The sequence below is a fragment of the Mesorhizobium sp. M9A.F.Ca.ET.002.03.1.2 genome (genome assembly GCF_003952365.1).
Classification (GTDB): domain Bacteria; phylum Pseudomonadota; class Alphaproteobacteria; order Rhizobiales; family Rhizobiaceae; genus Mesorhizobium.
In genome coordinates, this window is sequence record NZ_CP034443.1 from 5,180,323 (window position 1) to 5,200,661 (window position 20,339).

Genomic DNA, 20,339 nt, shown 5'->3' on the forward strand with positions numbered 1-20,339 from the left:
AGATTATTGCCAAATAGTACATCGCCATCCCTGGCCGAAGGAATTCCGACCACCATGCCTTGCCCGCTCGTTCAAATCGGCCGAATGTGCCGCGATGAGCGACATCGTCCTCCACAACTACTACCGCTCCTCCACCTCCTACCGGGTGCGAATCGCGCTGGAGATGAAAGGCCTGGCTTACCAATACGTGCCGCATCATCTGCGCCATGGCGAGCATCTGGAGCCCGCCTATCTCGCGGTCAACCCGCAAGGACTGGTGCCGGCACTGATCCTGGGCGACGGCACGCTTTTGACGCAGTCGCTGGCGATCATCGAATTTCTCGACGAGACCAGGCCTGAACCGCCGCTTTTGCCGCAGGACGCGCTTGGCCGGGCCCGCGTCAGGATGCTGGCGCAGATGATCGCCTGCGACATCCATCCGGTGAACAATCTGCGCGTGCTGACCTCGCTGCGCACTTTGTTCGGCGCCGGCGACGAGGACATCGCCAACTGGTTTCGGCACTGGGTGAACGAAGGCTTCCAGCCGCTTGAAAAGATTTTGGCTTCGTCGTCCGAAACCGGGACATTCTGCCATGGCGATATGCCGGGGCTGGCCGACATCTGCCTGGCTGCACAGGTCACCAGCAATGCCCGTTTCGGCCTCGACATGACGCCCTACCCGACGATCGCACGCATCCACGCCGCTTGCATGGCGCTGCCGGTCTTCCAAAAGGCCGCACCCGGGAACCAGATCGATGCCGAATAGAGCAGTTGAATAAAAGCATGAGGAATTGCCAATGAAAGCCGTCGTCTTCGAAAAATTCCGTGAAACGCCGACGATCCAGACCGTTCCCGATCCGGAGGCGGCACCGGAGAGCGTCGTCATCAAGGTCGAGGCGACCGGTCTTTGCCGCAGCGACTGGCATGGCTGGATGGGCCACGATGAAGGCATCCGCCTGCCGCATGTGCCGGGCCACGAGCTTGCCGGTGTCGTGGTGGCCGTCGGCAGCCAGGTGACCCGCTGGAAGGCCGGCGAGCGCGTCACCGTGCCGTTCGCGGTCGGCTGCGGCCGCTGCTTCGAATGCAGCTCCGGCAACCACCAGGTCTGCGAGCACCAGACCCAGCCCGGCTTCACCGCCTGGGGCTCGTTCGCCGAATATGTCGCCATCGACCATGCCGACACCAACCTGGTCCGCTTGCCCGACGAGATGGAATTCGCCACCGCCGCCAGCCTCGGCTGCCGCTTCGTCACCTCGTTCCGCGCCATCGTCGACCAGGGCCGGGTGACACCAGGCGAATGGGTGGCCGTGCATGGCTGCGGCGGCGTCGGCCTGTCGGCGATCATGATCGCCAGCGCCATGGGCGCCAATGTGATTGCCATCGACCTGACCGACGAGAAGCTGGACTTCGCCAGCAAGATCGGCGCCGTAGCGACCATCAATGCCGCCAAGACGCCGAACGTGGTCAAGGCGGTCAAGCAGATCACCAATGGCGGCGCGCATATGTCGATGGACGCGCTCGGCCATCCCACGACCTCGTTCAACTCGATCGCCAATTTGCGCCGGCGCGGCCGCCATGTGCAGGTCGGCCTGATGCTTGGCGATCAGTCCAGGCCGCAGATCCCGATGGACAAGGTGATCGCCTTCGAACTCGAAATCCGCGGCAGCCACGGCATGCAGGCGTACCGCTACCAGGCGATGATGGAGATGATCCGCACCGGCAAGCTGAAGCCCGAACTGCTGGTCGGCAAGAAGATCAGCCTCGAAGAAGCGCCCGCGGCCTTGATGGCGATGGGCGGCTTCGAAGGTATCGGGATCGGAGTGGTGACAACATTCTAGACTGGCGTCTTGGCCTGCCTGCCGGCCGGCGCCTATCGCGCATATCTCTTCGCACCGACGACGCAAAGCACCACGGCGGCGGTGACGGCGATCATGGCCGGACTGACCTGCTCATGCAGCAGCGTTGCCGCCAGCCCAAGGCCGAAGAAAGGCTGGAGAAGCTGCAACTGCCCGACCGCGGCGATGCCGCCTTGCGCCAGTCCGCGATACCAGAACACAAAACCGATCAGCATGCTGAACAGCGAGACATAGGCCAGGCCGATCCAGGCGGCCTCGCCGACACCCGCAAACGAATTCGGCATGGTGACGAGCGTCAGCGCCAGCATGACCGGCAGCGACAACACCAGCGCCCATGAGATCACCTGCCAGCCGCCGAGTTTGCGGGACAGTTTGGCGCCTTCCGCATAGCCCAGTCCGCACACGATGATAGCGGCCAGCATCAGCATGTCGCCAAGCGGCGCGACCGAGATGCCTTGCGTCGCCGCAAAACCGGCGACAAGAGCGCTGCCAAGGCACGAAAATAGCCAGAAAGCCGGCTTGGGGCGATCGCCGCTGCGAATGACCCCGAAGATCGCGGTCGCCAACGGCAACAGGCCGATGAAGATGATGGAATGGGCCGAGGTGATGTGCTTGAGCGCCAGCGCCGTCAGCAGCGGAAAGCCGACCACGACGCCGAGCGCCACGATGGCCAGTGACAACAGATCCCGCCGCTCCGGGCGCTTCTGGCGAAAAACAAGCAGGAGCGCCAGGCCGAGTATGCCCGCCGTGGCAGCACGGGCGACGGTTACGAACGCCGGATCGAGATCCATCACCGCCACGCGCGTTGCCGGAAGCGATCCGCTGAAAATCAGGACGCCTACGAATCCGTTGATCCAGCCACCCGCCGTCTTGTCCATCGCACGCTCCTGATATTCTCGCCCTCTATCGGGCCGGACGTATGGCGCCACCAGAGACAATGAGGTACAATTTGACAAAACTGTTATGGTGAGTTGAGCAGTACGGATGGACGATCAGACGATGGCAACTGAGGGCAGCGGGACGCTTGTCGAAAGCGTCATGGCGACGATCAGGCACAGGATCGCCGCGCGCAGCCTGACACCGGGAACACGATTGCCTTCGATCCGGGCCTTCGCCAAGACCATGCGGGTTTCCAAATCCACCGTGGTCGAAGCCTATGAGCGTCTTGCAGCGGAGGGCATCATCCGCTCGCGTCCAGGTTCGGGTTTTTATGCGGCCGGGCCGCTGGCTCCCTTGTCTCTGGCCGAGATCGGCCCCAGGCTCGATCGAGCGGTCGATCCGCTCTGGGTTTCGCGCCAGTCGCTGGAAGCCGGCCACAGTGTGCTCAAGCCCGGCTGCGGCTGGCTGCCTGCCTCGTGGATGCCGGAGGCCGGATTGCGCAGGGCACTGCGGACAATGGCACGCGGCGATGACGTCGCGCTGACGGATTACGGCACTCCTCTCGGGCTGCCGCCGCTGCGTCATCTGCTCGCACGGCGCATGGCAAAGCACGGCATCGAGGCATCTCCCGACCAGATCATGCTGACGGAATCGGGCACCCAGGCCATCGACCTTTTGTGCCGGTTCCTGCTCGAGCCAGGCGACACGGTGCTGGTGGACGATCCCTGCTATTTCAACTTCCATGCGCTGTTGCGCGCCCACCGGGCCAAGGTGGTCGGCGTTCCCTATACGCCCTCGGGGCCGGATATCGAGCTGTTCGCGCAGGCGTTGGCCGAGCACCAGCCGCGCCTCTACATCACCAATTCCGCGCTTCACAATCCAACGGGTGCAATTCTGTCGCCGGTCGTTGCCCATCGATTGCTCAAGCTCGCCGATCGCTCCGATCTGACGATCATCGAGGACGATATCTTTGCCGACTTCGAACACACGCCCGCGCCCCGGCTGGCGGCGTTCGACGGCCTTGGCCGCGTCGTCCATATCGGCAGCTTCTCCAAGACGCTTTCGGCGTCGGTGCGCTGCGGCTTCATCGCGGCGCCGCGCGACTGGATGGAAGGATTGACCGACCTCAAGATCGCGACATCCTTCGGCGGCGGGCGGCTTGCCTCCGAACTGGTGCTGACGCTGCTGAAGGACGGCAGCTATCGCAAGCACATGGATTTGCTGCGCGCGCGGCTTTTACGCGCCATGGTTGAGACAAGCACACGCCTGAAGGCGATCGGCATCTCGCCGTGGATCGACCAGCCGGCCGGCATGTTCTTGTGGTGCAGCCTGCCGGAAGGCGTGGATGCGGCGGATATGGCCCGCCGCGCCCTGTCAGCCAATGTCGTGCTGGCACCCGGCAATGCGTTCAGCCTGTCCCAAACAGCCAACCGTTTCCTGCGCTTCAACGTCGCGCAATCGGCGGACGATAGGATTTTCAGGACGCTCGAAGAGGCGATGTCGCGTTGAAAAGTGCAGGCCCTGGCGCTTCGCCCCTCACGCCCCTGCCCGCTTGCGCCGTTCGTAAAGCATGACGAGCGTTTCGGCCGTCAGCGCCGGCTTCCGCTCATCTTCGATCTCGACGATGTTGGCGGCCTTCATCAGATACTGGCCGGGGCCTTTGTCCTCCATCGACAAAAGCGTGATGCGCAGCCTGATGCGTGCGCCGGCCCTGACCGGCGCCAGAAACCGCACTTTGTCGAAGCCATAGTTGAACACGGCTTGCGTGTTTTCGGGCACGATGCCCATGTCGAGCGCCAGCGCGCCGATGATCGACAGCGTCAGATAGCCATGTGCGATGGTGGTGCGGAACGGGCTTTGCCGCTTCGCCCGCTCTGGGTCGACATGGATCCATTGGCGGTCGCCCGTGCATTCGGCAAACTGGTCGATGCGGCTCTGGTCGACCGTCGTCCAGTCCGACACGCCAAGCTCCTGCCCCGTCATTGTCCTGAGCTGCTCGTAGGTCGGCGGCGTCCTCAGCCGTGTTTGCGTCATTCCTGCTTTCCCGATCGCTTGCCCCGCCTCCGGACCACGAACCGGCCGCCCCTGTCAATTCGCGATGCGCGATTCCGATCCCGCATCTTCGGCCGGATCGCATCAATACCTGTGCCCAGCACTGGAAACAGCTTTATCCAAGCCAAGAGAAATTTTGTTGCGCCTCGCCAGGACCGAGGATCGACAGCGCGGGCTTTCAGAAGCCGGAAAGACGGGAGAAAATCCGTGGCTTGGGGACGGTCTACTTCTTGTCGTAGCCGGTACGGATTTCCTCCATGGCCTCCTTGATCCGGTCGCGCAGGATCTCGACCGATTCGGTGCCGGATTTCCTGGTCAGTTCGGCCACCTCGCCGGCATTCTTAAGCGCGGTCTCGAAGGATTTCCTGGCGAACGCCGCCTGCTTGGCCATCAACTCTCGAGGATCGCCCGACGGCCTGTAGCCCTGCGCCATGTCGGCGATTTCGTGCAGCGTGTCCTGCAGCATCTCGCGTTGCCTGGAGAATAGCGACGACGCTCCGGCGGCACTTGCCCTGGCTGATTTTTCCAGTGCTTCGAGGTTCTTGCGATGATGGCTGAGGATCGCCTCGACATCGACCTTCGGCAGCTTCAGGTCGCGGCCGAACCTGCCGAACATGTCCAAGAAGGAGTCGGAATCCGGTTGCTTTGCCATGGTGGCTTTCTCTCCTGTTGCTGCGAATGCCTCACCTGAAGAGAAGAATAGGGCACCCGAGCTTCACGGTCCATTCGCAGGTGCAACATATCGTGGCTCAATTGACCAGGAACAGCCGTTCCACCATATGGAGCCCGACGCCGGCAAGGCCGCCGATGACCATGCCGTTGAAGCGGATATATTGCAGGTCCCTGCCGATGTTCATCTCGATCAGCCTGGTGAGTTGGGCAAGGTCCCAGCGCTTGACCTGATCGGCGATGAATTTCGACACGCCGCTCTTCTGGCTTTCGACGAAGGAAGACAGCGCCACGACAAAACCCTGGTTCATGTCGGCCCTGATCTGCGCGTCGCTGGCAAGATGGCGGCCAACCTCGACGAACATGTTGGCGAGATGGGCGCGGATCATCGAATTCGGTGCCTTGGCGTCCTGCTCGATGAACAGGCGCATACTTTCCCACATGTCGCCGGCCAGCGCCTTCAGCTCCGGCCGGGCGAGGAAATCGCGCTTCAGCTTCTCGGCGCGCCTGGCGTATTGCTTGGACGTCCTCAGCCGCTCGACGAAGGTCTGGACAAAACGGTCGAACTCGGCGCGCATCGGGTGATCGGGATCGGCCCTGACCTCGTCGAGCAGCGAACCGGCGGAGGCGACGATCTTCTTCAAGAGATAGGCGTCGGCGCGGAACAGGTTGAACAGCGACGGCAGCTCCTCGCGGATCTTCTCGCGCATCGTCGCCAGCGCCTGCTCGTCGCTCAGAAAGCGGCCGACGACCTTGGTGAATTCGTCGAACAGTCTTTGGTGGCGGCGATCGTCGGTCAAGGCTGACAGCAACTCGGCGGCGAGCGGCGCCAGCGGCACCTTTTCGACCTGCTCCAGCATGCGGCTGGTGACGAAGCCGCGCAGGCCGGATTGCTCGACGGCCGCCAGCGTCTGCGGCACCAGCCGGCCGACGAAATGCGACAGGTCGGCGGCGCGGTTGGGGTCGGCCAGCCAGTCCGCGACGAGCGCGGAAAAATCGACCTCGGCGAGCTTTTCGCGCACCGGCTCGGGCGCCAGGAAATTGACCTCGATGAAGCGGCCGAGATTGTCGGCGATGCGGTTCTGGTTCTCCGGGATGATGGCGGTGTGCGGGATCGGCAGACCGAGTGGCCGTCTGAACAGCGCCACCACCGCATACCAGTCGGCCAGCCCGCCGATCGTCGCCGCCTCGGCGAAGGCGGCGACGAAACCCAGCCACGCATGGCTGCCCTCGAACGACTTGGCCACGGCAAAGATGAGGACGCAGAGCCCCAGCGCCGCGGTGGCGACGAACTTGGTGCGCCGAAGCGCCGAAAGCTTGGCGTCCGCGTCGGCATCGAACCGGGCGGATGCCGAAGTCGGTGCTGATAGTGACATGGATGAATTGCTCCTGGGGTGAACTGCTCCTGGTCGATCTCGCGGATTTAATCTAGTGCTCCGCCCACCCCAATGCGCGCCGAACCAGGATGATGTTTTGCACGACCCCGCACACAAACTTGACAAAAATATTCATCTATTATGCGATGCTTGTCTGGAATTATTCCAAGGTATAGGCCATATTAGGCCTGAGCTACTGCTTCGTGAGGACAAAATGCGGCTGACACGCCAGACCAACTACGCCATGCGCATCCTGATGTATTGCGCCGCCAATAACGATCGGCTGAGCCGCATCCCAGAGATCGCTGCCGCCTACTCGGTGTCCGAACTTTTTCTCTTCAAGATCCTGCAGCCTTTGGTCGAGCATGGTCTGGTCGAGACGGTGCGCGGCAGGAACGGCGGCGTCAGGCTCGGCCGCCCGGCCGAATCCATCAGCCTGTTCGACGTCGTGCGCGTGACCGAAGAGAGCTTCGCCATGGCCGAATGCTTCGAGAACGACGCCGCCGAATGTCCGCTGGTCGACAGTTGCGCACTGAATTCGTCGCTGCGCGAGGCACTCAACGCCTTCTTCGCCGTGCTTGCGCGCTATACGATCGCCGACATGGTGGCGGCACGCCCGAATGTGCGCAACCTTCTCGGCATCGACATGCTCGAACGCCGGGCGCCGGCCGCCTGAGTGGCATAACCGCCCTTCGTCATCCCAGGGCGGAGCAGGAGCGAAGCTCCGTCGCGCAGACCCTGGGATCCATGCCGTAACCTTAGCCGAAGAGTGCAGCGGAACAGAATTCTGCACCGCAGCCGCGCTCTGAAGTCGCGGCATGGATCCAGGGGTCTACGCCGCGTCGCTTCGCTCCTTGCTTCGCCCCAGGATGACGAAGCGATGGGCGTCTGCGCTAATCGCCAAGGCAAGCACACCCATCAAACGTCTGCGTCGAGGAGCAGCTAGGCCGGCTTACGCCGCGGACTGCGGCAGGACGAACGGCATGTCTCCGGCCGGCAGCACGCCGACCCTCAGCCGGCAATCGAACACCTTTTCGATCAGATCGTCGCTCAGCACGTCCTGCGGTGAGCCGGTGGCGGCAAGCCGGCCGCGATGCATGACGAAAATCCGGTCGGCATACATGGCCGTCAGATTGAGGTCGTGCAGGATGGCGACCACGCCGCCGCCCCGTCTGGCGAAATCGCGGGCGATGGTCATGATGATCAATTGGTGCTTGATGTCGAGGCTGGAAACCGGCTCGTCGAGAAACAGATAGCGCGGTTTGCCGTCGAGAACCGGCGCCCAGACCTGGCAGAGCACGCGGGCCAACTGCACGCGCTGCTGCTCGCCGCCCGAAAGCTCCTGGTAGAAACGGCCGGCAAAGCCGTCGAGATCGACCCGCGCCAGCGCCCGTTCGGGCAGGCGCTCGTCCTCGCCGGGCAGCGCGCCCGAGCGCCCGCCGAGCAGGCCGAGCCTGACAATCTCGCGCACCGTGAAGGGAAAGGACAGTGTCGTCGCCTGCGGCAGTACGGCGCGCATCGTGGCGGCCTCGACCGGCTTCATCGCCGACAGGTCGCGGCCGTTGATGGTGACCTCTCCCGAATAGGCAAGGTCGCCGGACAGCGCCCTCAAGAAAGTCGTCTTGCCCGAACCGTTGGGGCCGACGATGGCTGCGATTTCGCCGGGCCGCACGTCGAAATCGACATTGGCGACGATACGCTTGCCGCCGATCGCCACCGACACATCCCGCGCTTCGATCATGCCCGCGCCTCGATCATGAAAAACCTCTCACAGGTCCCCTCTCACAGGTCCCCTCCCTCTCACAGGTCAATGACCCCACGCTTGCGCAGCAGGATCCAGAGGAAGAACGGAGCGCCGGCGATCGCGGTGACGATGCCGATCGGCAGCTCGGCCGGCGCCACGATGGTGCGGGCGACGGCATCGGCCAGAAGCAGCAGGCAAGCGCCAAGCAGGGCCGAGGCCGGCAGCAAATAACGGTTGTCCGGGCCGATAGCCAGGCGTAGTAGGTGCGGCACGACGATGCCGACAAAGCCGATGCCGCCGCTGACGGCGACGGACGCCCCGACCGCCGCCGAAACGCCGACGATCGCCGTATATTTCAGCCGCTGCACCGGGATGCCGAGATGGCCGGCGGTGGCTTCGCCCAGCGCCAGCGCGTTGAGGCAGCGCGCCAGGAACGGCATCGCCGCCAGCGCCAGCACGATGATCGGCCCGACGGAACCGATCTTCTGCCAGGTCGCGCCGGCAAGAGAGCCGAGCTGCCAGAAAGTCAGGTCGCGCAACTGACGGTCATCAGCCATGAAGATCAGGATACCGGTCAGCGCTATTGCCAAGGCCGCCAGCGCGATGCCGGCAAGCAGCATGGTGGCGACTGAGGTTCGGCCTTGCCTGGTGGCGACCTGGTAGAGCACCAATGTCGTGGCCAACCCGCCGCAGAACGCGGCCAGCGGCAAGGCCAGCGTGCCCAGCGCCGCGGTGAACGGCGCCAGCACCGTGGCGCCAAGCACGATGACGGCCACCGCGCCGAGGCTCGATCCGGCCGAAACGCCGATGAGGCCGGGGTCCGCCAACGGGTTGCGGAACAGCCCTTGCATGACCGCGCCGGAGACGGCAAGTGCAGCACCGATCAGCACGCCGAGGATGACGCGCGGCAGGCGGATGTCGTAGACGATCAGGCGGTCGCGCGCGCTCAGCGCCTCATCGCCGGGTGCTGCGCCCAACAGCCAGTCGCCAACGACCCTGATGGCCGAGGCATCGGATGCGCCTGATGTCAGCGACAACAGGACGGCAACGGCAAGCCCCAGGCACAAAAGCAGGATGACGACGCGCGCCCGCGCCGAACGGTCGCCGTCGGATGCTGTCGCCATGATGCCCGCACCAGCGATCGATTGATCGGCCATGATGTCCTGCTCAGTCCGCGGCCTGCCCGCCATAAAGCGAGGCGGCAAGATCGTGGATGACGTCGGCGGTGCGCGGCCCGAAGCCGAGCAGATAGCCGCCATCCATGCGGACGACCTTGCGCGCGGCACCCGCCGGTGTCGACAGGATGGACGGGTTCGCGAACAATTCGTCATCCGATGCGGCGGGACCGGCATTGTTCATCATCAGGATCACGTCAGGCCTGGCGGTGATGACAGCCTCGTCGGACAATTGCTTGTAGCCGGAGAAGCCATCGATCGCGTTGACGCCGCCCGAGAGCTTGATGATGCCGTCGGCGGCGGTATCGCTGCCGGAAGCGAGGATCTTGCCGCCCTGCATCGACAGCACGAACAGGACGCGCTTGCGGTCCTCGATCGAAGCGGTCTGTTCTTCGGCGGCCTTCAGCTTGGCGTCGATCTCGGCTGCCAGCGCATCGGCCTTGGCGTCCGCGCCAAGCGCCTTGCCGACGATGTGGATCTTTTCGAGGATGCCTTCATGATCGTAGCGCTCGGGCACCTCGATGAACGGGATGCTGGTCTTCTTCAGCACGTCGACGGCTTCCTTCGGCCCGCTGCCGTGCAGTGCCAGGATGCCCGAGGGATTGACCGACAGGACGCCTTCCGGCGACAGTTGGCGCATGTAGCCGACATCAGGCAGCTTGAGCGCCGCCTCGGGATATCGGCTGGTCGAATCGCGGGCGACCAGCCGATCCTGCTCGCCGAGGGCGAAAACGATCTCGGTGATCGAACCGCCGATGGCCGCGATCTTCGACGGGTCCGCAAAAACCTGCGTGCCCTCGGCGGCACGGGCCGGCAGCAATGCGGCAAAAGCCAGGGAAAGGCCGATCGCCGGCCCAAGCGCCATTGTGAAAACACGCGCCCGTTTACGCAAAGCAGCCATTGTCGTCGTCCTCAGGCCGCGGTCGGGCTTGGAATGCGCGGCAGGTTCTCTGCCAGGAACCGCCAATCCTCGCGCTCGCTTTCACCTTCATGGCGCTTGCCGAAGAACTGGATGAACATCTTGCCGTCGGCGCCATAGGCCTCGAGCGACGTGACATGGCCGTCCTTGGTCGGTTTGCGCACGGCCCAGACTTCATGGATATGGTCGGTTCGCAAATGCAGGTGGAAGGTTTCATCCAGCACGTTGATCCATGGCCCCATCGGCTTGATCGACTTGATCGGGCCGGAATGGATCTGGATGCAGCCGCGATTGCCGACAAAGCACATGATCGGCATCTCGCCCTCGGCGGCATGATGGAACATGGCGCCGACGGCGTCGTTGTCGAGCAGCCAGGCGTAATCCTGGCCGACCATGCGCATCGCCTGGCGGCGGTCGAGCTTCAGCGTTTTCAGCATGCCGAAGAACTGATGCACGTCGGTCAGCCGGCTCCAGCGGTCGCGCAGATCGTCGACATCAGCGGAAGCGTCGGAAGCCTCGGCCTTGTAGTCAAACCCGCGCTCCGCTTCTGCAATCGCGACCGTTGGCTCCTGGTTCGGCGATTCGACCTCGGCCACCAGCTTCTGATAGGCATAGAGGTTGGACGCGGGCCGCAGATGCACCTTGTGCACCGCCTCGCCTGCCGCATCGAAGAACTGCAGGCTGCGCCTGATATCGCCGCCGTCGCGCTTTTCGACGGCAAAGCCGTGCGCCCAGACTTTCGGGAAGATGCGCAGGTCGATGTTCTCGCCAAGCACCATGGCATTGTGCTTGCCGGTGACGACCTTGTCGTAGACGCCGATCTTCTCGTGCACGGCGCTTTCGTTGCGGGTCAGCGCCATGACCTCGCCGACCGCCTCGAGGCCGGTCAAAAGATCGTTGACGCGCGGCTCGACGCGGACGACGCCGTCGCCGCAATGCGCGGCGACCAGCTCGGCCTCCGAAATGCCAAGCTGGGCGGCGAGATCGCGCTCGCGCGCCTTCGGATTGTCTGCCCGCGCCCGCCGGATCTCGTGCGGAGCGGGTTTTACGCGCTGGTCCATAGTCTTGATACCTACTTGTTGAGGATGAGCTTGCCCTGGCGGGTAATCTTCAGCCGGTAGAGCGCTCCGTGATGCTCGATGCCGATCTCGTGCTCGCCCTGGAACAGCGTGTTGCTGGACAGGGTCCTCACGGTCAACGGAACCCGATCGAAACGAGCCGAATTGTCGTCTGAACGGCGGACGCGATAGCGAAAGTCACTGGGATTGTGCGTGTTCATCTGTTCGATCCCTTTCCTGGGCCGGGGCTTGGTCAGCTGGCTCGACGCTTGCGTGAAATGCCGATTCATTTCTTGACTTGAATAATCATGTTTACTAGTCAGTGCAATACCGGACTAAGTGAGTCAACATTTAAGACGCCGGACACGATCAAAAATGCCAGCAAGCCTCAAGCCAGCCAGCATCGAACCTGGATTTTTGGAGTTGGGGCATGGGGTTGGCGAATTGGGGACGGCTGGCGGACAGCAACGCGGGCCAGGCACACCGGTCTATGGCAAAGGACCGGTCTATGGCAAAGGGAATGGCCGCATTGCTGGCGGGTGCTGCGGCGATCGCACTGCTTACGCCGCCGGCCAACGCTCAACAGGCCGTTCAACCGGCAACAGACCAGCAGGCCGAACAGGCGCAGGCGCCTGAAGCGGCCGGGCCGGCCCGGGCAGGCGCAACGCTGCTCGACCAGATCCTGGTCATCAGCCGCACCGGCGAGACGGCGATCGAATCCCTGTCTTCGACCAGCCATGTCGACCAGGAGCAGTTGGAACGCCGCATGGCGACGACGCCGAACGAGATGCTGCTGGGTGTGCCTGGAGTAGCGGTCCAGGCCGACGCAAGGCGCGTCAGTTCCTCGATCAACATCCGTGGCCTGCAGGATTTCGGCCGCGTCGCCGTGATCGTCGACGGTGCGCGACAGAATTTCCAGCGCTCCGACCATGGCACGCAGTCCACCTTCTATATCGATCCCGAGCTCATCAAATCCGTCGACGTGACCCGCGGCCCGGTCGCCAACACCTATGGTTCAGGCGCCATCGGCGGCGTCGTCTTGTTCGAGACCAAGGACGCGGACGACTATCTTCGCGACGGCGAGACATGGGCGGCTTCCGCGACCGGACGCTACGAGAGCAACGGCGAGGGCTGGACCACCAGCGCCGCTGGTGCCTACCGTTTCAACGAGAACTGGGATGTGCTGGGCAACATCGTCTACCGCGACTATGACGACTACAAGGATGGCGACGGCGATACGGTCAACGGAACCGGTTTCGACGTGTTGAGCGGCCTGCTCAAGACGACCATCCGCCCCAGCGAAAACAGCGAATTGAAGCTCGGCTGGAATGGCACGAGCGACGGATGGAACGAGACCAGCGGTGGCGTCCCGGTGAACGACGCCGACCTGAAGTCGAACACCTTCACCGCCCGCTACAACATCACCGACGAAGACAAGAGCTGGCTCGATCTGCACATCAACGCCTCCTACAACAAGACCAATCTCGATCTGACGACCCTTGTCCCTCAAAACCGGTTCGATCCGGTCACCGGTCTTCCCGTCGTCCTGCCGGCGGGTTCGCTGTCGACCTTCGATATCGGCACTTCGGGCATCGACATCTGGAACACCTCGCGGTTCGAGACGGCCGGCATTGCGCACGAACTGACCTATGGTGGCGACTGGGTTGGCGACGACGTCGATACGGGCGGCGCCGCGGGCGGCGACAGTTTCTATACCCCTTCGGGCAAGCGGAACGTTTCCGGCGCCTACATCCAGGACAAGCTTACCTGGGACTGGCTCGAGGTCATCGCCGGCCTGCGCTACGACAGTTACAAGCTCGACAGCGATGTCGGCGAAACCTCCGGCGACCGGCTGTCGCCGCGCATCACCGTCGGCGTCTCGCCATTCGAAACCGCCAGCCTTTCGGGACTGCAATTCTACGGCACCTATGCGGAGGGCTATCGCTCCCCGTCGCTGTCGGAAACCCTCATCAGCGGCAACCATCCGGCAGGCGTCAGCTTTCCGTTTCTCCCCAATCCCGATCTGAAGCCCGAAACCGGCAAGACGGTCGAATTCGGCGTCAACTACAAGCAGGACGACATCCTCGAAGCCGGCGACGCGTTTCGTTTCAAGGCCGCCTACTTCAACAACGATGTCGACGACTACATCGATGGCGTCACCTTGTCGGCCTTCGACCCGACCAGCGGCTGTCCGTTCGGCCCCGGCATCCCGATCTGCTTCCAGTATCAGAACTTCGCAAAAGCCAAGATCCGCGGTTTTGAAATGGAAGGCGTCTATGACGCCGCCTGGGGTTTCGCCGGGCTTTCGGCCTCGATCATCGATGGCCACACCATCTCTTATGACGGCGAGCGGGCAGACCTCGTTACCGTTCCCTCCTCCCAGGTCACCGCGCAACTCGGCTTCCGCTTCCTGGAGGACAGGCTGACCGTCGGCGGCGAGGTGCAGTACAATGGCAAGCCGAAGGGCAACGCAGTGGCCAAGGACTACACGCTGGTCAATGCCTTCGCCAGCTACCAGGCGACCGACAATTTCAAGGTCGATTTTCGCGCCGACAATCTGTTCGACGTGAAATACACCAATCCGTTGAATGCATCGGCCACGAGTGTAGTTTACGAGCCAGGCATCACATTGAAGCTGGCGGCGACAATGCGGTTTGGAGGCTGACGACAATGGCAAGCTTGACGGCATCGCTTCGCCTGCTGACCTCGGTGCTGGCAATGCCGCTTGTAGTGGGTCCGGCGTGGGCGCAGGAGTCCACGCCGGTCCCTGCTCTCACACTTGAGCTCAACGGCGCACAAGCCTCCGAAAAGGGCTGCCGCCTGACATTCGTGGTCAACAACGCTCTCGGCGCCGACCTCTCGAAGGCGGCGTTCGAGATCGCGCTGTTCAACGAGGCCGGCGTCGTCGACCGGCTGAGCGTGCTCGACTTCAAGGACCTGCCGGCGGGCAAGACCAAGGTGACGCGTTTCGATCTTGCCGGCGCCGACTGCGCCAAGGTCAGCCGCGTGCTGATCAACAGCGCGACGGAATGCGCGGGCACCGGCATCGAGCCGGACGCCTGCATACGCGGGCTGAAGACCGAGACCAAGACCGGCATCGCGTTCGGGGTCTGAGAAGACAGTGGGACTGGAGCCCGCACTCGGACGGAACATCGTGGCATGGCCGTTGGCCGGCGTCTTGCCGCCGTGGGCAAATGATCTTGATTTGACAATTTCGCGCTTGTCACTGCAGGTCTCGTCCCGAGACATGCAGGAAATCGGTCCCCTCCCCGACGCCGGCGGCGAGCTGGCGATAACGCCAACCGAGCCGCTTACTCCCGCGCGGCCATCGGCCCAGAACCGCAAATGGACGGCGGCGATCGTCATCTCCTGCCTGCTCCATGCCGCGGTGGCGGCTGTTTTTCTGATCTCGCCTTCAGGGACATTCGATTTCGAGGATGGGGCGCAGGCGGAAGGCAGCGATCGATCCGGCGCCGACGTGACTGGCAGCGCGCTCGATCACAAGACGCCGGCGGTGAAGGTTGCCTTGGTGCCCAGCCCGCCGCCGGCCAAACCGCAAGCGGCAAGGACTGAGGCGGCAAAGCCTGTGCCGCCAGTCGAGCCTCCTCAGCCCGCCACGCAAGCGACGGCGCAGGCCCCCAAGCCTTCGCCGGAAGCTGTCAAACAGCCAACGGTCACACCGGACATATTGGTGGCCGACGCGCCACGCCCAGATGATCGGAGCGTGAATCGCAAGACCGAAATACCGGCACAGCCGGTCGTTCCGCCCGAAAGCACCGAAACGACTGCGGTGTTTACCGGGCAGCCGCCCATCCCCAGCCCCAGACCAAGTCCTGCAGCCGCGCCCGCAAGTGAAACGAACGAAAAGCGCGGCACGGCAGATGGCCAGGAGCAGTTTGCGCAGGCGGCCAGCAAAGGCAAAAAACAGAACGAGGCAGGCATCGCTGCGGAAGCCAGCTATCGCGGCGATGTCCTAAGAAAGCTCAGCCGCGTCAATCGCGCTGTTCCACCGTCGGTGCAAGGGACAGCTCGCAAGAATACGGTGGTCACGCTCGTCATCGGCAGCAAGGGCAATATCGATGAATTGCGCATCCTGGAGAGCTCGGGATCCGCAGCTTTCGATCAAGCCGTTCTTGGTTTCGTACGCAAGGCAGCTCCGTTCCCTCCGATTCCACCGCAGGCTGCAAGCAAGAGCATGCTGTTCGAGGGCGCCATCGGCCCGTTCTGAACCTCAAAGCACCCACAATCATCATAGCTCACGTGAAAGGATCACCATGTACATCGCCATGAACCGCTTCAAGGTCCAGACCGGCTCTGAGGACGCCTTCGAGGACGTCTGGAAGGGCCGTGATTCAAGCCTTTCGGAGATGAGAGGTTTCAAGGAGTTTCATCTGCTGCGCGGTCCGGTCAACGAAGCCGAAGGCTACACGCTGTTCGCCTCGCACACGGTGTGGGCGAGCCACGAGGATTTTGTCGCCTGGACCAAATCCGAGAATTTTCGCGCCGCGCACCGCAACGCCGGCACCAGCAAGGTGCACTATCTCGGCCATCCGCAGTTCGAGGGTTTTTCAGTCGTCGAGGGCGCGTAAGCAGTCTCAGGCGACCCATGGTTCCTCGGGTCTTTGCCGAACGGTTGGCGAAGGCCGAAGCTGCCGATCTCCCCCTTGCGGGGGAAATGTCCGGCAGGGCAAGGGGAGGATCGCGGCTTCATTCCAGCTTGGGTTCCTCGCCCCCACGAAGTGGGGGAGAGGTGGCTCGGCGAAGCCGAGACGGAGAGGGGGAACCGCGCCCGACGAAAGCCCCCTCTCCGGCCGCTTCGCGGCCACCTCTCCCCCGCCTTTGGCGGGGGCGAGGAACCCAGGTCTTGAGAAGTCGGAGGGACAGCACCCTGGACAGTACCCCCTCTCCCGGGGGATTGGCAGTTTCGCCGGCGACGTAATTGCCATGCCCTACGAGCAACGAAACATAGCTGGCTGAACCTCAGGCCGCGGCCAGCAGGCTGGCATTGCCGCCCGCGGCCGTGGTGTCGACGCAGACAGCCCTTTCATGAGCATAAGCCGCCGGGTTGAGCACTTCGCTGACCAGCGGCACGATCGGGCCGGCGCGGTCGGCGATAACTTTCCGCACGATGCGCGCGGCCTCGGGCGTGCCGGAAAAGGCGACGACGTCGACGCGCAGCGAGCGCGCCTCGACCGGGTCGGGGCGGCCGTCTATGGCCGCCAGCGGCAGGCCTTTGCCGGTCAGCGCCGACAGTGCCGCCGGCGCACCCGGCGCGACGGCCAGCACCGCATTGCCGGCCGCGAGCGCCTGGATCGCCTGGGCAAGCAGCGTGTCGGCGTCCGGCCCCAGGCAGAGCACACGTCCGCGCGGCGACAGCGACAGCGTGTTGGCCTCGCCGGTCGGTCCGGGCAGGTCGACCTGGCCGAAATCGATGCCGGCGGCGGCACCGACGGCCGCAGCACCCTTGCCGCGCAAGTGCTTTCTGAGCACGGCCACGCGGTCCGCCCGCGTCGACCAGTCGCCCAGCGCCGGATCCGGCAGATTGTCGGCGAGTTCGGTCGCCGTCACCTTGCGGCCGTCAAGGATAGGCGAGCCCGCTTCCGGCCCCTTGCGGAAGCGCCTGAGATAGTGCGGCCCGCCGGCCTTCGGTCCGGTGCCGGAAAGCCCTTCGCCGCCGAACGGCTGCGAGCCGACCACGGCGCCGATCTGGTTGCGGTTGACGTAGATGTTGCCGGCATGGATGCCGTCGACAAAATGCTGGGCGCGGCCTTCGATGCGGGTGTGCAGGCCAAAGGTCAGGCCATAACCCTTGCGGTTGATCGCGGCGATGACCGCATCGACGTCGTCGGCGTCGAACGCGGCGACATGCAGCACCGGCCCGAACACTTCGCGCTCCATGTCCTCGATGCCCTTGACCCGAAAGACATGCGGCGCGACGAAGCGGCCGTTCTTCGGCGCTTCGAGCTTGGCGATCAGCCGGCCTTGCAGGCCCATCCTGGTGCAATAGTCGCGGATCGATTTTTGGGCCTCGCCATCGATGACCGGGCCGACATCGGTGGAGATCTGCCAGGGATCGCCGACGCTGAGCGCTTCCATCGCGCCCTTCAGCATCTCCAGCATTTTCTTCTCGACGTCCTTCTGCACATAGAGCACGCGCAGTGCCGAGCAGCGCTGGCCAGCGCTCTGGAAAGCCGAGGCGAGGATGTCGCGCACCGCCTGCTCGGGAAGCGCGGTGGAATCGACGATCATCGCATTCAACCCGCCGGTCTCGGCGATCAGCATGGCGTCGGGCGCGGCGGTCTCGGCCAACTGCTTTTCGATCAGCTTGGCGACCTCGGTCGAGCCGGTGAAGCAGACGCCGGCAATGCGCGGATCGGCGGTCAGCGGGCCACCAACCGAGGGGCCGTCGCCGGGCAGAAGCTGGATGACGTCTTCCGGCACGCCGGCCTCGCGCAGCAATTCGACGGCGCGGAAGGCGATCAGTGGCGTCTGCTCGGCCGGCTTGGCGATGACCGAATTGCCGGTGACGAGTGCCGCCGCGATCTGGCCGGTGAAGATGGCGAGCGGAAAGTTCCACGGCGAGATGCAGGCGATCGCACCGCGCGCTTGCGTGCCCGGTTCGGCATTGGCGGCTTCGGCTGCGTAATAGCGCAGGAAATCGACCGCTTCGCGCACTTCGGCGACACCGTCGGCCAATGATTTGCCGGCCTCGCGGGTGGCGAGCGCGAAGAACTCGACGGCGTTCGCCTCATAGAGATCGGCGGCGCGGTTGAGGATGGCGGCGCGCTCGGCAACGGCACGCTTCGCCCATGCCGGCTGCGCTTCCACGGCGATGCGCACGGCGGTCGCGACCTGCTTGGCGGTGGCCTCGGTTACCGTGCCGACCACCTCGTCGGGCTTTGCCGGATTGACCACCGGGCACTGCTTGCCGTAGCCGGCGGCCCGCGTGATCGGCTTGGCGTGCCAGCGATCCGGTCCTGCGAACGCCGCCCTGGCCGTCTCGATCGAAGCCAGCGTGACGGTGTCGGTGATGTCGAACCCCTTCGAATTGCGGCGGCCGGCGCCGAAGATCGCCGACGGCTGGGCGATCGCCGGGTTGGCGGCGGGACCCTGCTTCTCGACCGTTTCGAGCGGGTCGCGAGCGATCTCCTCCGGCTCGACCTCCTCATCGGTGAGCTGGTGCACGAAGGAGGAGTTGGCGCCGTTTTCGAGCAGCCGGCGGACCAGATAGGCAAGCAGGTCGGAATGCGCGCCGACCGGCGCATAGATGCGGCAGCGCGTGCCCTCGGCCCGCCGTACCGTCTCGTGCAGCGCCTCGCCCATGCCGTGCAGGCGCTGGAACTCGAAGGAGTCACGGTTCGTCGCCATCGACAGGATCGCGGCGACCGTGTGGGCGTTGTGGGTGGCGAATTGCGGATAGATGCGGTCGGTCATCGACAAAAGCTTCTTCGCGCAGGCCAGGTAGGAGACATCAGTGTTGGCCTTGCGGGTGAAGACCGGATAGCCGTCGAGCCCAAGCGTCTGCGCCCGCTTGATCTCGGTGTCCCAATAGGCGCCCTTGACCAGCCGCACCATGATGGTGCGGTCATATTTCTTCGCCAGCGCATGGAGCCAGTCGATGGTGAAGGCAGCGCGCGGGCCATAGGCCTGGACGACGACGCCAAAACCGTTCCAGCCGGCAAGCTCCGGCTCGGCCAGCACCCGTTCGATGACGTCGAGCGACAGGTCGAGACGGTCGGCCTCCTCGGCGTCGACGTTGAGGCCCATGCGCGAATGGCGCGCCGCCAGCGCCAGCGACAAAAGCCGCTCGGCCATGACAGGCAGCATCTTTTCCTTCTGCGCCACTTCGTAACGCGGATGCAGCGCCGACAGCTTGACCGAGATGCCATGGTTCTGGCGGATGTCGGGACCGTTGGCGCCGGCATCGAGCGAGGAAATGGCGTCGGCGTAGGCCTTGAGATAGCGCAAGGCGTCGGCCTCCGTGCGGGCCGCCTCGCCCAGCATGTCGAAGGAATAGAGATAGCCCTTCTGGGTCATCTGCCGGCCGCGCTTGACGGCCTCGGCGATGGTGCGGCCGAGCACGAACTGCTCGCCCATTTCGCGCATCGCTGCGGCGACCGCCTTGCGGATGACCGGCTCGCCCAACCGGCGCACCATGGCGCGCAGCGTGCCTTCGATGCCGCCCTCGCCTTCGTCGAGCACCCGGCCGGTCAGCATCAGCGCCCAGGTCGACGCATTGACGAAAATCGAGCTCGAGCCGCCCGAATGCGCCGACCAGTCGTGCGGCGCGATCTTGTCGGCGATGAGGTCGTCCATCGTCTCGGTGTCGGGCACCCGCAACAGCGCCTCGGCAAGGCACATCAGCGCCACGCCCTCCTTGGTGGACAGGCCATAGGCGGACAGGAAGACTTCCATCAGCCGCGGATCGGACGAGCCGCGCACCGCGCGCACCAGATCGGCGGCGCGGGCCGAGATCGCCTTTCGGTCTTTCCCCGAAAGCTCCGTCGCCTCGGCCAGCCGCTTCACGGCCTCGTCTTCGTCGGGCAAATAATTGGCGCGGATCTGCTGGCGGATGGCATCGAGCGCTGGCATGGCGGTCCTATGGAGCGAGCAACAGGGAGCGGGCCGGCGG

At 64.2% G+C, this 20,339-nt stretch carries 18 protein-coding genes; 8 read left to right on the forward strand and 10 right to left on the reverse strand.

Features of this window, described 5'->3' with window-relative positions; genetic code table 11:
* Positions 1-94 precede the first annotated feature (94 nt).
* Complete coding sequence (gene maiA, locus EJ066_RS25145; RefSeq protein WP_126042653.1) at positions 95-745, forward strand: maleylacetoacetate isomerase; 651 nt, start codon at positions 95-97, stop codon at positions 743-745.
* Positions 746-776: 31 nt separating this feature from the next.
* Complete coding sequence (locus EJ066_RS25150; RefSeq protein ID WP_126042654.1) at positions 777-1,817, forward strand: zinc-dependent alcohol dehydrogenase family protein; 1,041 nt, start codon at positions 777-779, stop codon at positions 1,815-1,817.
* Between the two features lie 32 nt (positions 1,818-1,849).
* Here the strand turns inward: EJ066_RS25150 and EJ066_RS25155 are convergent, their stop codons facing one another.
* On the reverse strand, positions 1,850-2,713 hold the full coding sequence (locus EJ066_RS25155) for a DMT family transporter (protein WP_126042655.1): 864 nt from the start codon (positions 2,711-2,713) through the stop codon (positions 1,850-1,852).
* A 106-nt stretch (positions 2,714-2,819) separates the two neighbouring features.
* Between EJ066_RS25155 and EJ066_RS25160 the strand changes: the two genes are divergently transcribed.
* Positions 2,820-4,223 carry a PLP-dependent aminotransferase family protein gene (locus EJ066_RS25160; protein ID WP_126042656.1) on the forward strand — a complete coding sequence of 468 codons (1,404 nt, stop codon included), beginning with the start codon at positions 2,820-2,822 and terminating at the stop codon, positions 4,221-4,223.
* 27 nt (positions 4,224-4,250) lie between these two features.
* Here EJ066_RS25160 and EJ066_RS25165 read toward each other — a convergent pair whose 3' ends face one another.
* From EJ066_RS25165 to EJ066_RS25175, 3 genes are all read right to left on the reverse strand, one after another.
* The gene (locus tag EJ066_RS25165; protein ID WP_126042657.1) at positions 4,251-4,748 is read right to left on the reverse strand and encodes a MaoC family dehydratase; all 498 of its coding nucleotides are present in this window, start codon (positions 4,746-4,748) and stop codon (positions 4,251-4,253) included.
* Between the two features lie 241 nt (positions 4,749-4,989).
* The gene (locus EJ066_RS25170) at positions 4,990-5,418 is read right to left on the reverse strand and encodes a phasin family protein (RefSeq protein WP_126042658.1); all 429 of its coding nucleotides are present in this window, start codon (positions 5,416-5,418) and stop codon (positions 4,990-4,992) included.
* A 97-nt stretch (positions 5,419-5,515) separates the two neighbouring features.
* The gene (locus EJ066_RS25175; protein WP_126042659.1) at positions 5,516-6,811 is read right to left on the reverse strand and encodes a DUF445 domain-containing protein; all 1,296 of its coding nucleotides are present in this window, start codon (positions 6,809-6,811) and stop codon (positions 5,516-5,518) included.
* A 214-nt stretch (positions 6,812-7,025) separates the two neighbouring features.
* Between EJ066_RS25175 and rirA the strand changes: the two genes are divergently transcribed.
* A complete protein-coding gene (gene rirA, locus EJ066_RS25180) occupies positions 7,026-7,487 on the forward strand; it encodes an iron-responsive transcriptional regulator RirA (protein ID WP_126042660.1) in 462 nt (153 codons plus the stop codon).
* Positions 7,488-7,763: 276 nt separating this feature from the next.
* On the opposite strand, the gene EJ066_RS25185 is transcribed toward rirA, so the two are convergent.
* The 5 genes from EJ066_RS25185 to hemP are packed head-to-tail and all read right to left on the reverse strand — an operon-like array spanning position 7,764 to position 11,928.
* On the reverse strand, positions 7,764-8,552 hold the full coding sequence (locus EJ066_RS25185) for a heme ABC transporter ATP-binding protein (protein ID WP_126042661.1): 789 nt from the start codon (positions 8,550-8,552) through the stop codon (positions 7,764-7,766).
* A 59-nt stretch (positions 8,553-8,611) separates the two neighbouring features.
* Positions 8,612-9,712, reverse strand: coding sequence for an iron ABC transporter permease (locus EJ066_RS25190; RefSeq protein WP_126042662.1), 1,101 nt, complete (start codon positions 9,710-9,712; stop codon positions 8,612-8,614).
* A 10-nt stretch (positions 9,713-9,722) separates the two neighbouring features.
* On the reverse strand, positions 9,723-10,631 hold the full coding sequence (locus EJ066_RS25195; protein WP_126042663.1) for a hemin ABC transporter substrate-binding protein: 909 nt from the start codon (positions 10,629-10,631) through the stop codon (positions 9,723-9,725).
* A gap of 11 nt (positions 10,632-10,642) precedes the next feature.
* On the reverse strand, positions 10,643-11,710 hold the full coding sequence (locus EJ066_RS25200) for a hemin-degrading factor (RefSeq protein ID WP_126042664.1): 1,068 nt from the start codon (positions 11,708-11,710) through the stop codon (positions 10,643-10,645).
* An 11-nt stretch (positions 11,711-11,721) separates the two neighbouring features.
* Complete coding sequence (gene hemP, locus EJ066_RS25205) at positions 11,722-11,928, reverse strand: hemin uptake protein HemP (RefSeq protein ID WP_095486642.1); 207 nt, start codon at positions 11,926-11,928, stop codon at positions 11,722-11,724.
* Between the two features lie 287 nt (positions 11,929-12,215).
* Between hemP and EJ066_RS25210 the strand changes: the two genes are divergently transcribed.
* Genes EJ066_RS25210 through EJ066_RS25225 form a run of 4 tightly spaced genes read left to right on the forward strand, consistent with a single transcriptional unit; the run spans position 12,216 to position 16,296 of the window.
* Positions 12,216-14,372, forward strand: coding sequence for a TonB-dependent hemoglobin/transferrin/lactoferrin family receptor (locus EJ066_RS25210; RefSeq protein ID WP_245454975.1), 2,157 nt, complete (start codon positions 12,216-12,218; stop codon positions 14,370-14,372).
* 5 nt (positions 14,373-14,377) lie between these two features.
* Complete coding sequence (locus tag EJ066_RS25215; RefSeq protein WP_126042666.1) at positions 14,378-14,821, forward strand: hypothetical protein; 444 nt, start codon at positions 14,378-14,380, stop codon at positions 14,819-14,821.
* Between the two features lie 52 nt (positions 14,822-14,873).
* Complete coding sequence (locus EJ066_RS25220) at positions 14,874-15,935, forward strand: TonB family protein (RefSeq protein WP_348629264.1); 1,062 nt, start codon at positions 14,874-14,876, stop codon at positions 15,933-15,935.
* A gap of 46 nt (positions 15,936-15,981) precedes the next feature.
* Positions 15,982-16,296: an antibiotic biosynthesis monooxygenase gene (locus EJ066_RS25225; RefSeq protein WP_126042667.1), complete on the forward strand. Its 315-nt coding sequence runs from the start codon at positions 15,982-15,984 to the stop codon at positions 16,294-16,296.
* 391 nt (positions 16,297-16,687) lie between these two features.
* On the opposite strand, the gene putA is transcribed toward EJ066_RS25225, so the two are convergent.
* Positions 16,688-20,299, reverse strand: coding sequence for a bifunctional proline dehydrogenase/L-glutamate gamma-semialdehyde dehydrogenase PutA (putA, locus tag EJ066_RS25230; protein WP_126042668.1), 3,612 nt, complete (start codon positions 20,297-20,299; stop codon positions 16,688-16,690).
* Positions 20,300-20,339 lie beyond the last annotated feature (40 nt).

What these genes read in the sequence shown, in the direction of transcription:
- EJ066_RS25170 (WP_126042658.1), bottom strand. Translation starts at nt 5,418, where the DNA reads ATGGCAAAGCAACCGGATTCCGACTCCTTCTTGGACATGTTCGGCAGG.
- EJ066_RS25150 (WP_126042654.1), top strand. Translation starts at nt 777, where the DNA reads ATGAAAGCCGTCGTCTTCGAAAAATTCCGTGAAACGCCGACGATCCAG.
- EJ066_RS25215 (WP_126042666.1), top strand. Translation starts at nt 14,378, where the DNA reads ATGGCAAGCTTGACGGCATCGCTTCGCCTGCTGACCTCGGTGCTGGCA.
- EJ066_RS25160 (WP_126042656.1), top strand. Translation starts at nt 2,820, where the DNA reads ATGGACGATCAGACGATGGCAACTGAGGGCAGCGGGACGCTTGTCGAA.
- EJ066_RS25165 (WP_126042657.1), bottom strand. Translation starts at nt 4,748, where the DNA reads ATGACGCAAACACGGCTGAGGACGCCGCCGACCTACGAGCAGCTCAGG.
- EJ066_RS25195 (WP_126042663.1), bottom strand. Translation starts at nt 10,631, where the DNA reads ATGGCTGCTTTGCGTAAACGGGCGCGTGTTTTCACAATGGCGCTTGGG.
- EJ066_RS25175 (WP_126042659.1), bottom strand. Translation starts at nt 6,811, where the DNA reads ATGTCACTATCAGCACCGACTTCGGCATCCGCCCGGTTCGATGCCGAC.
- hemP (WP_095486642.1), bottom strand. Translation starts at nt 11,928, where the DNA reads ATGAACACGCACAATCCCAGTGACTTTCGCTATCGCGTCCGCCGTTCA.
- EJ066_RS25225 (WP_126042667.1), top strand. Translation starts at nt 15,982, where the DNA reads ATGTACATCGCCATGAACCGCTTCAAGGTCCAGACCGGCTCTGAGGAC.
- maiA (WP_126042653.1), top strand. Translation starts at nt 95, where the DNA reads ATGAGCGACATCGTCCTCCACAACTACTACCGCTCCTCCACCTCCTAC.
- EJ066_RS25200 (WP_126042664.1), bottom strand. Translation starts at nt 11,710, where the DNA reads ATGGACCAGCGCGTAAAACCCGCTCCGCACGAGATCCGGCGGGCGCGG.
- rirA (WP_126042660.1), top strand. Translation starts at nt 7,026, where the DNA reads ATGCGGCTGACACGCCAGACCAACTACGCCATGCGCATCCTGATGTAT.
- EJ066_RS25155 (WP_126042655.1), bottom strand. Translation starts at nt 2,713, where the DNA reads ATGGACAAGACGGCGGGTGGCTGGATCAACGGATTCGTAGGCGTCCTG.
- EJ066_RS25210 (WP_245454975.1), top strand. Translation starts at nt 12,216, where the DNA reads ATGGCAAAGGGAATGGCCGCATTGCTGGCGGGTGCTGCGGCGATCGCA.
- putA (WP_126042668.1), bottom strand. Translation starts at nt 20,299, where the DNA reads ATGCCAGCGCTCGATGCCATCCGCCAGCAGATCCGCGCCAATTATTTG.
- EJ066_RS25190 (WP_126042662.1), bottom strand. Translation starts at nt 9,712, where the DNA reads ATGGCCGATCAATCGATCGCTGGTGCGGGCATCATGGCGACAGCATCC.
- EJ066_RS25185 (WP_126042661.1), bottom strand. Translation starts at nt 8,552, where the DNA reads ATGATCGAAGCGCGGGATGTGTCGGTGGCGATCGGCGGCAAGCGTATC.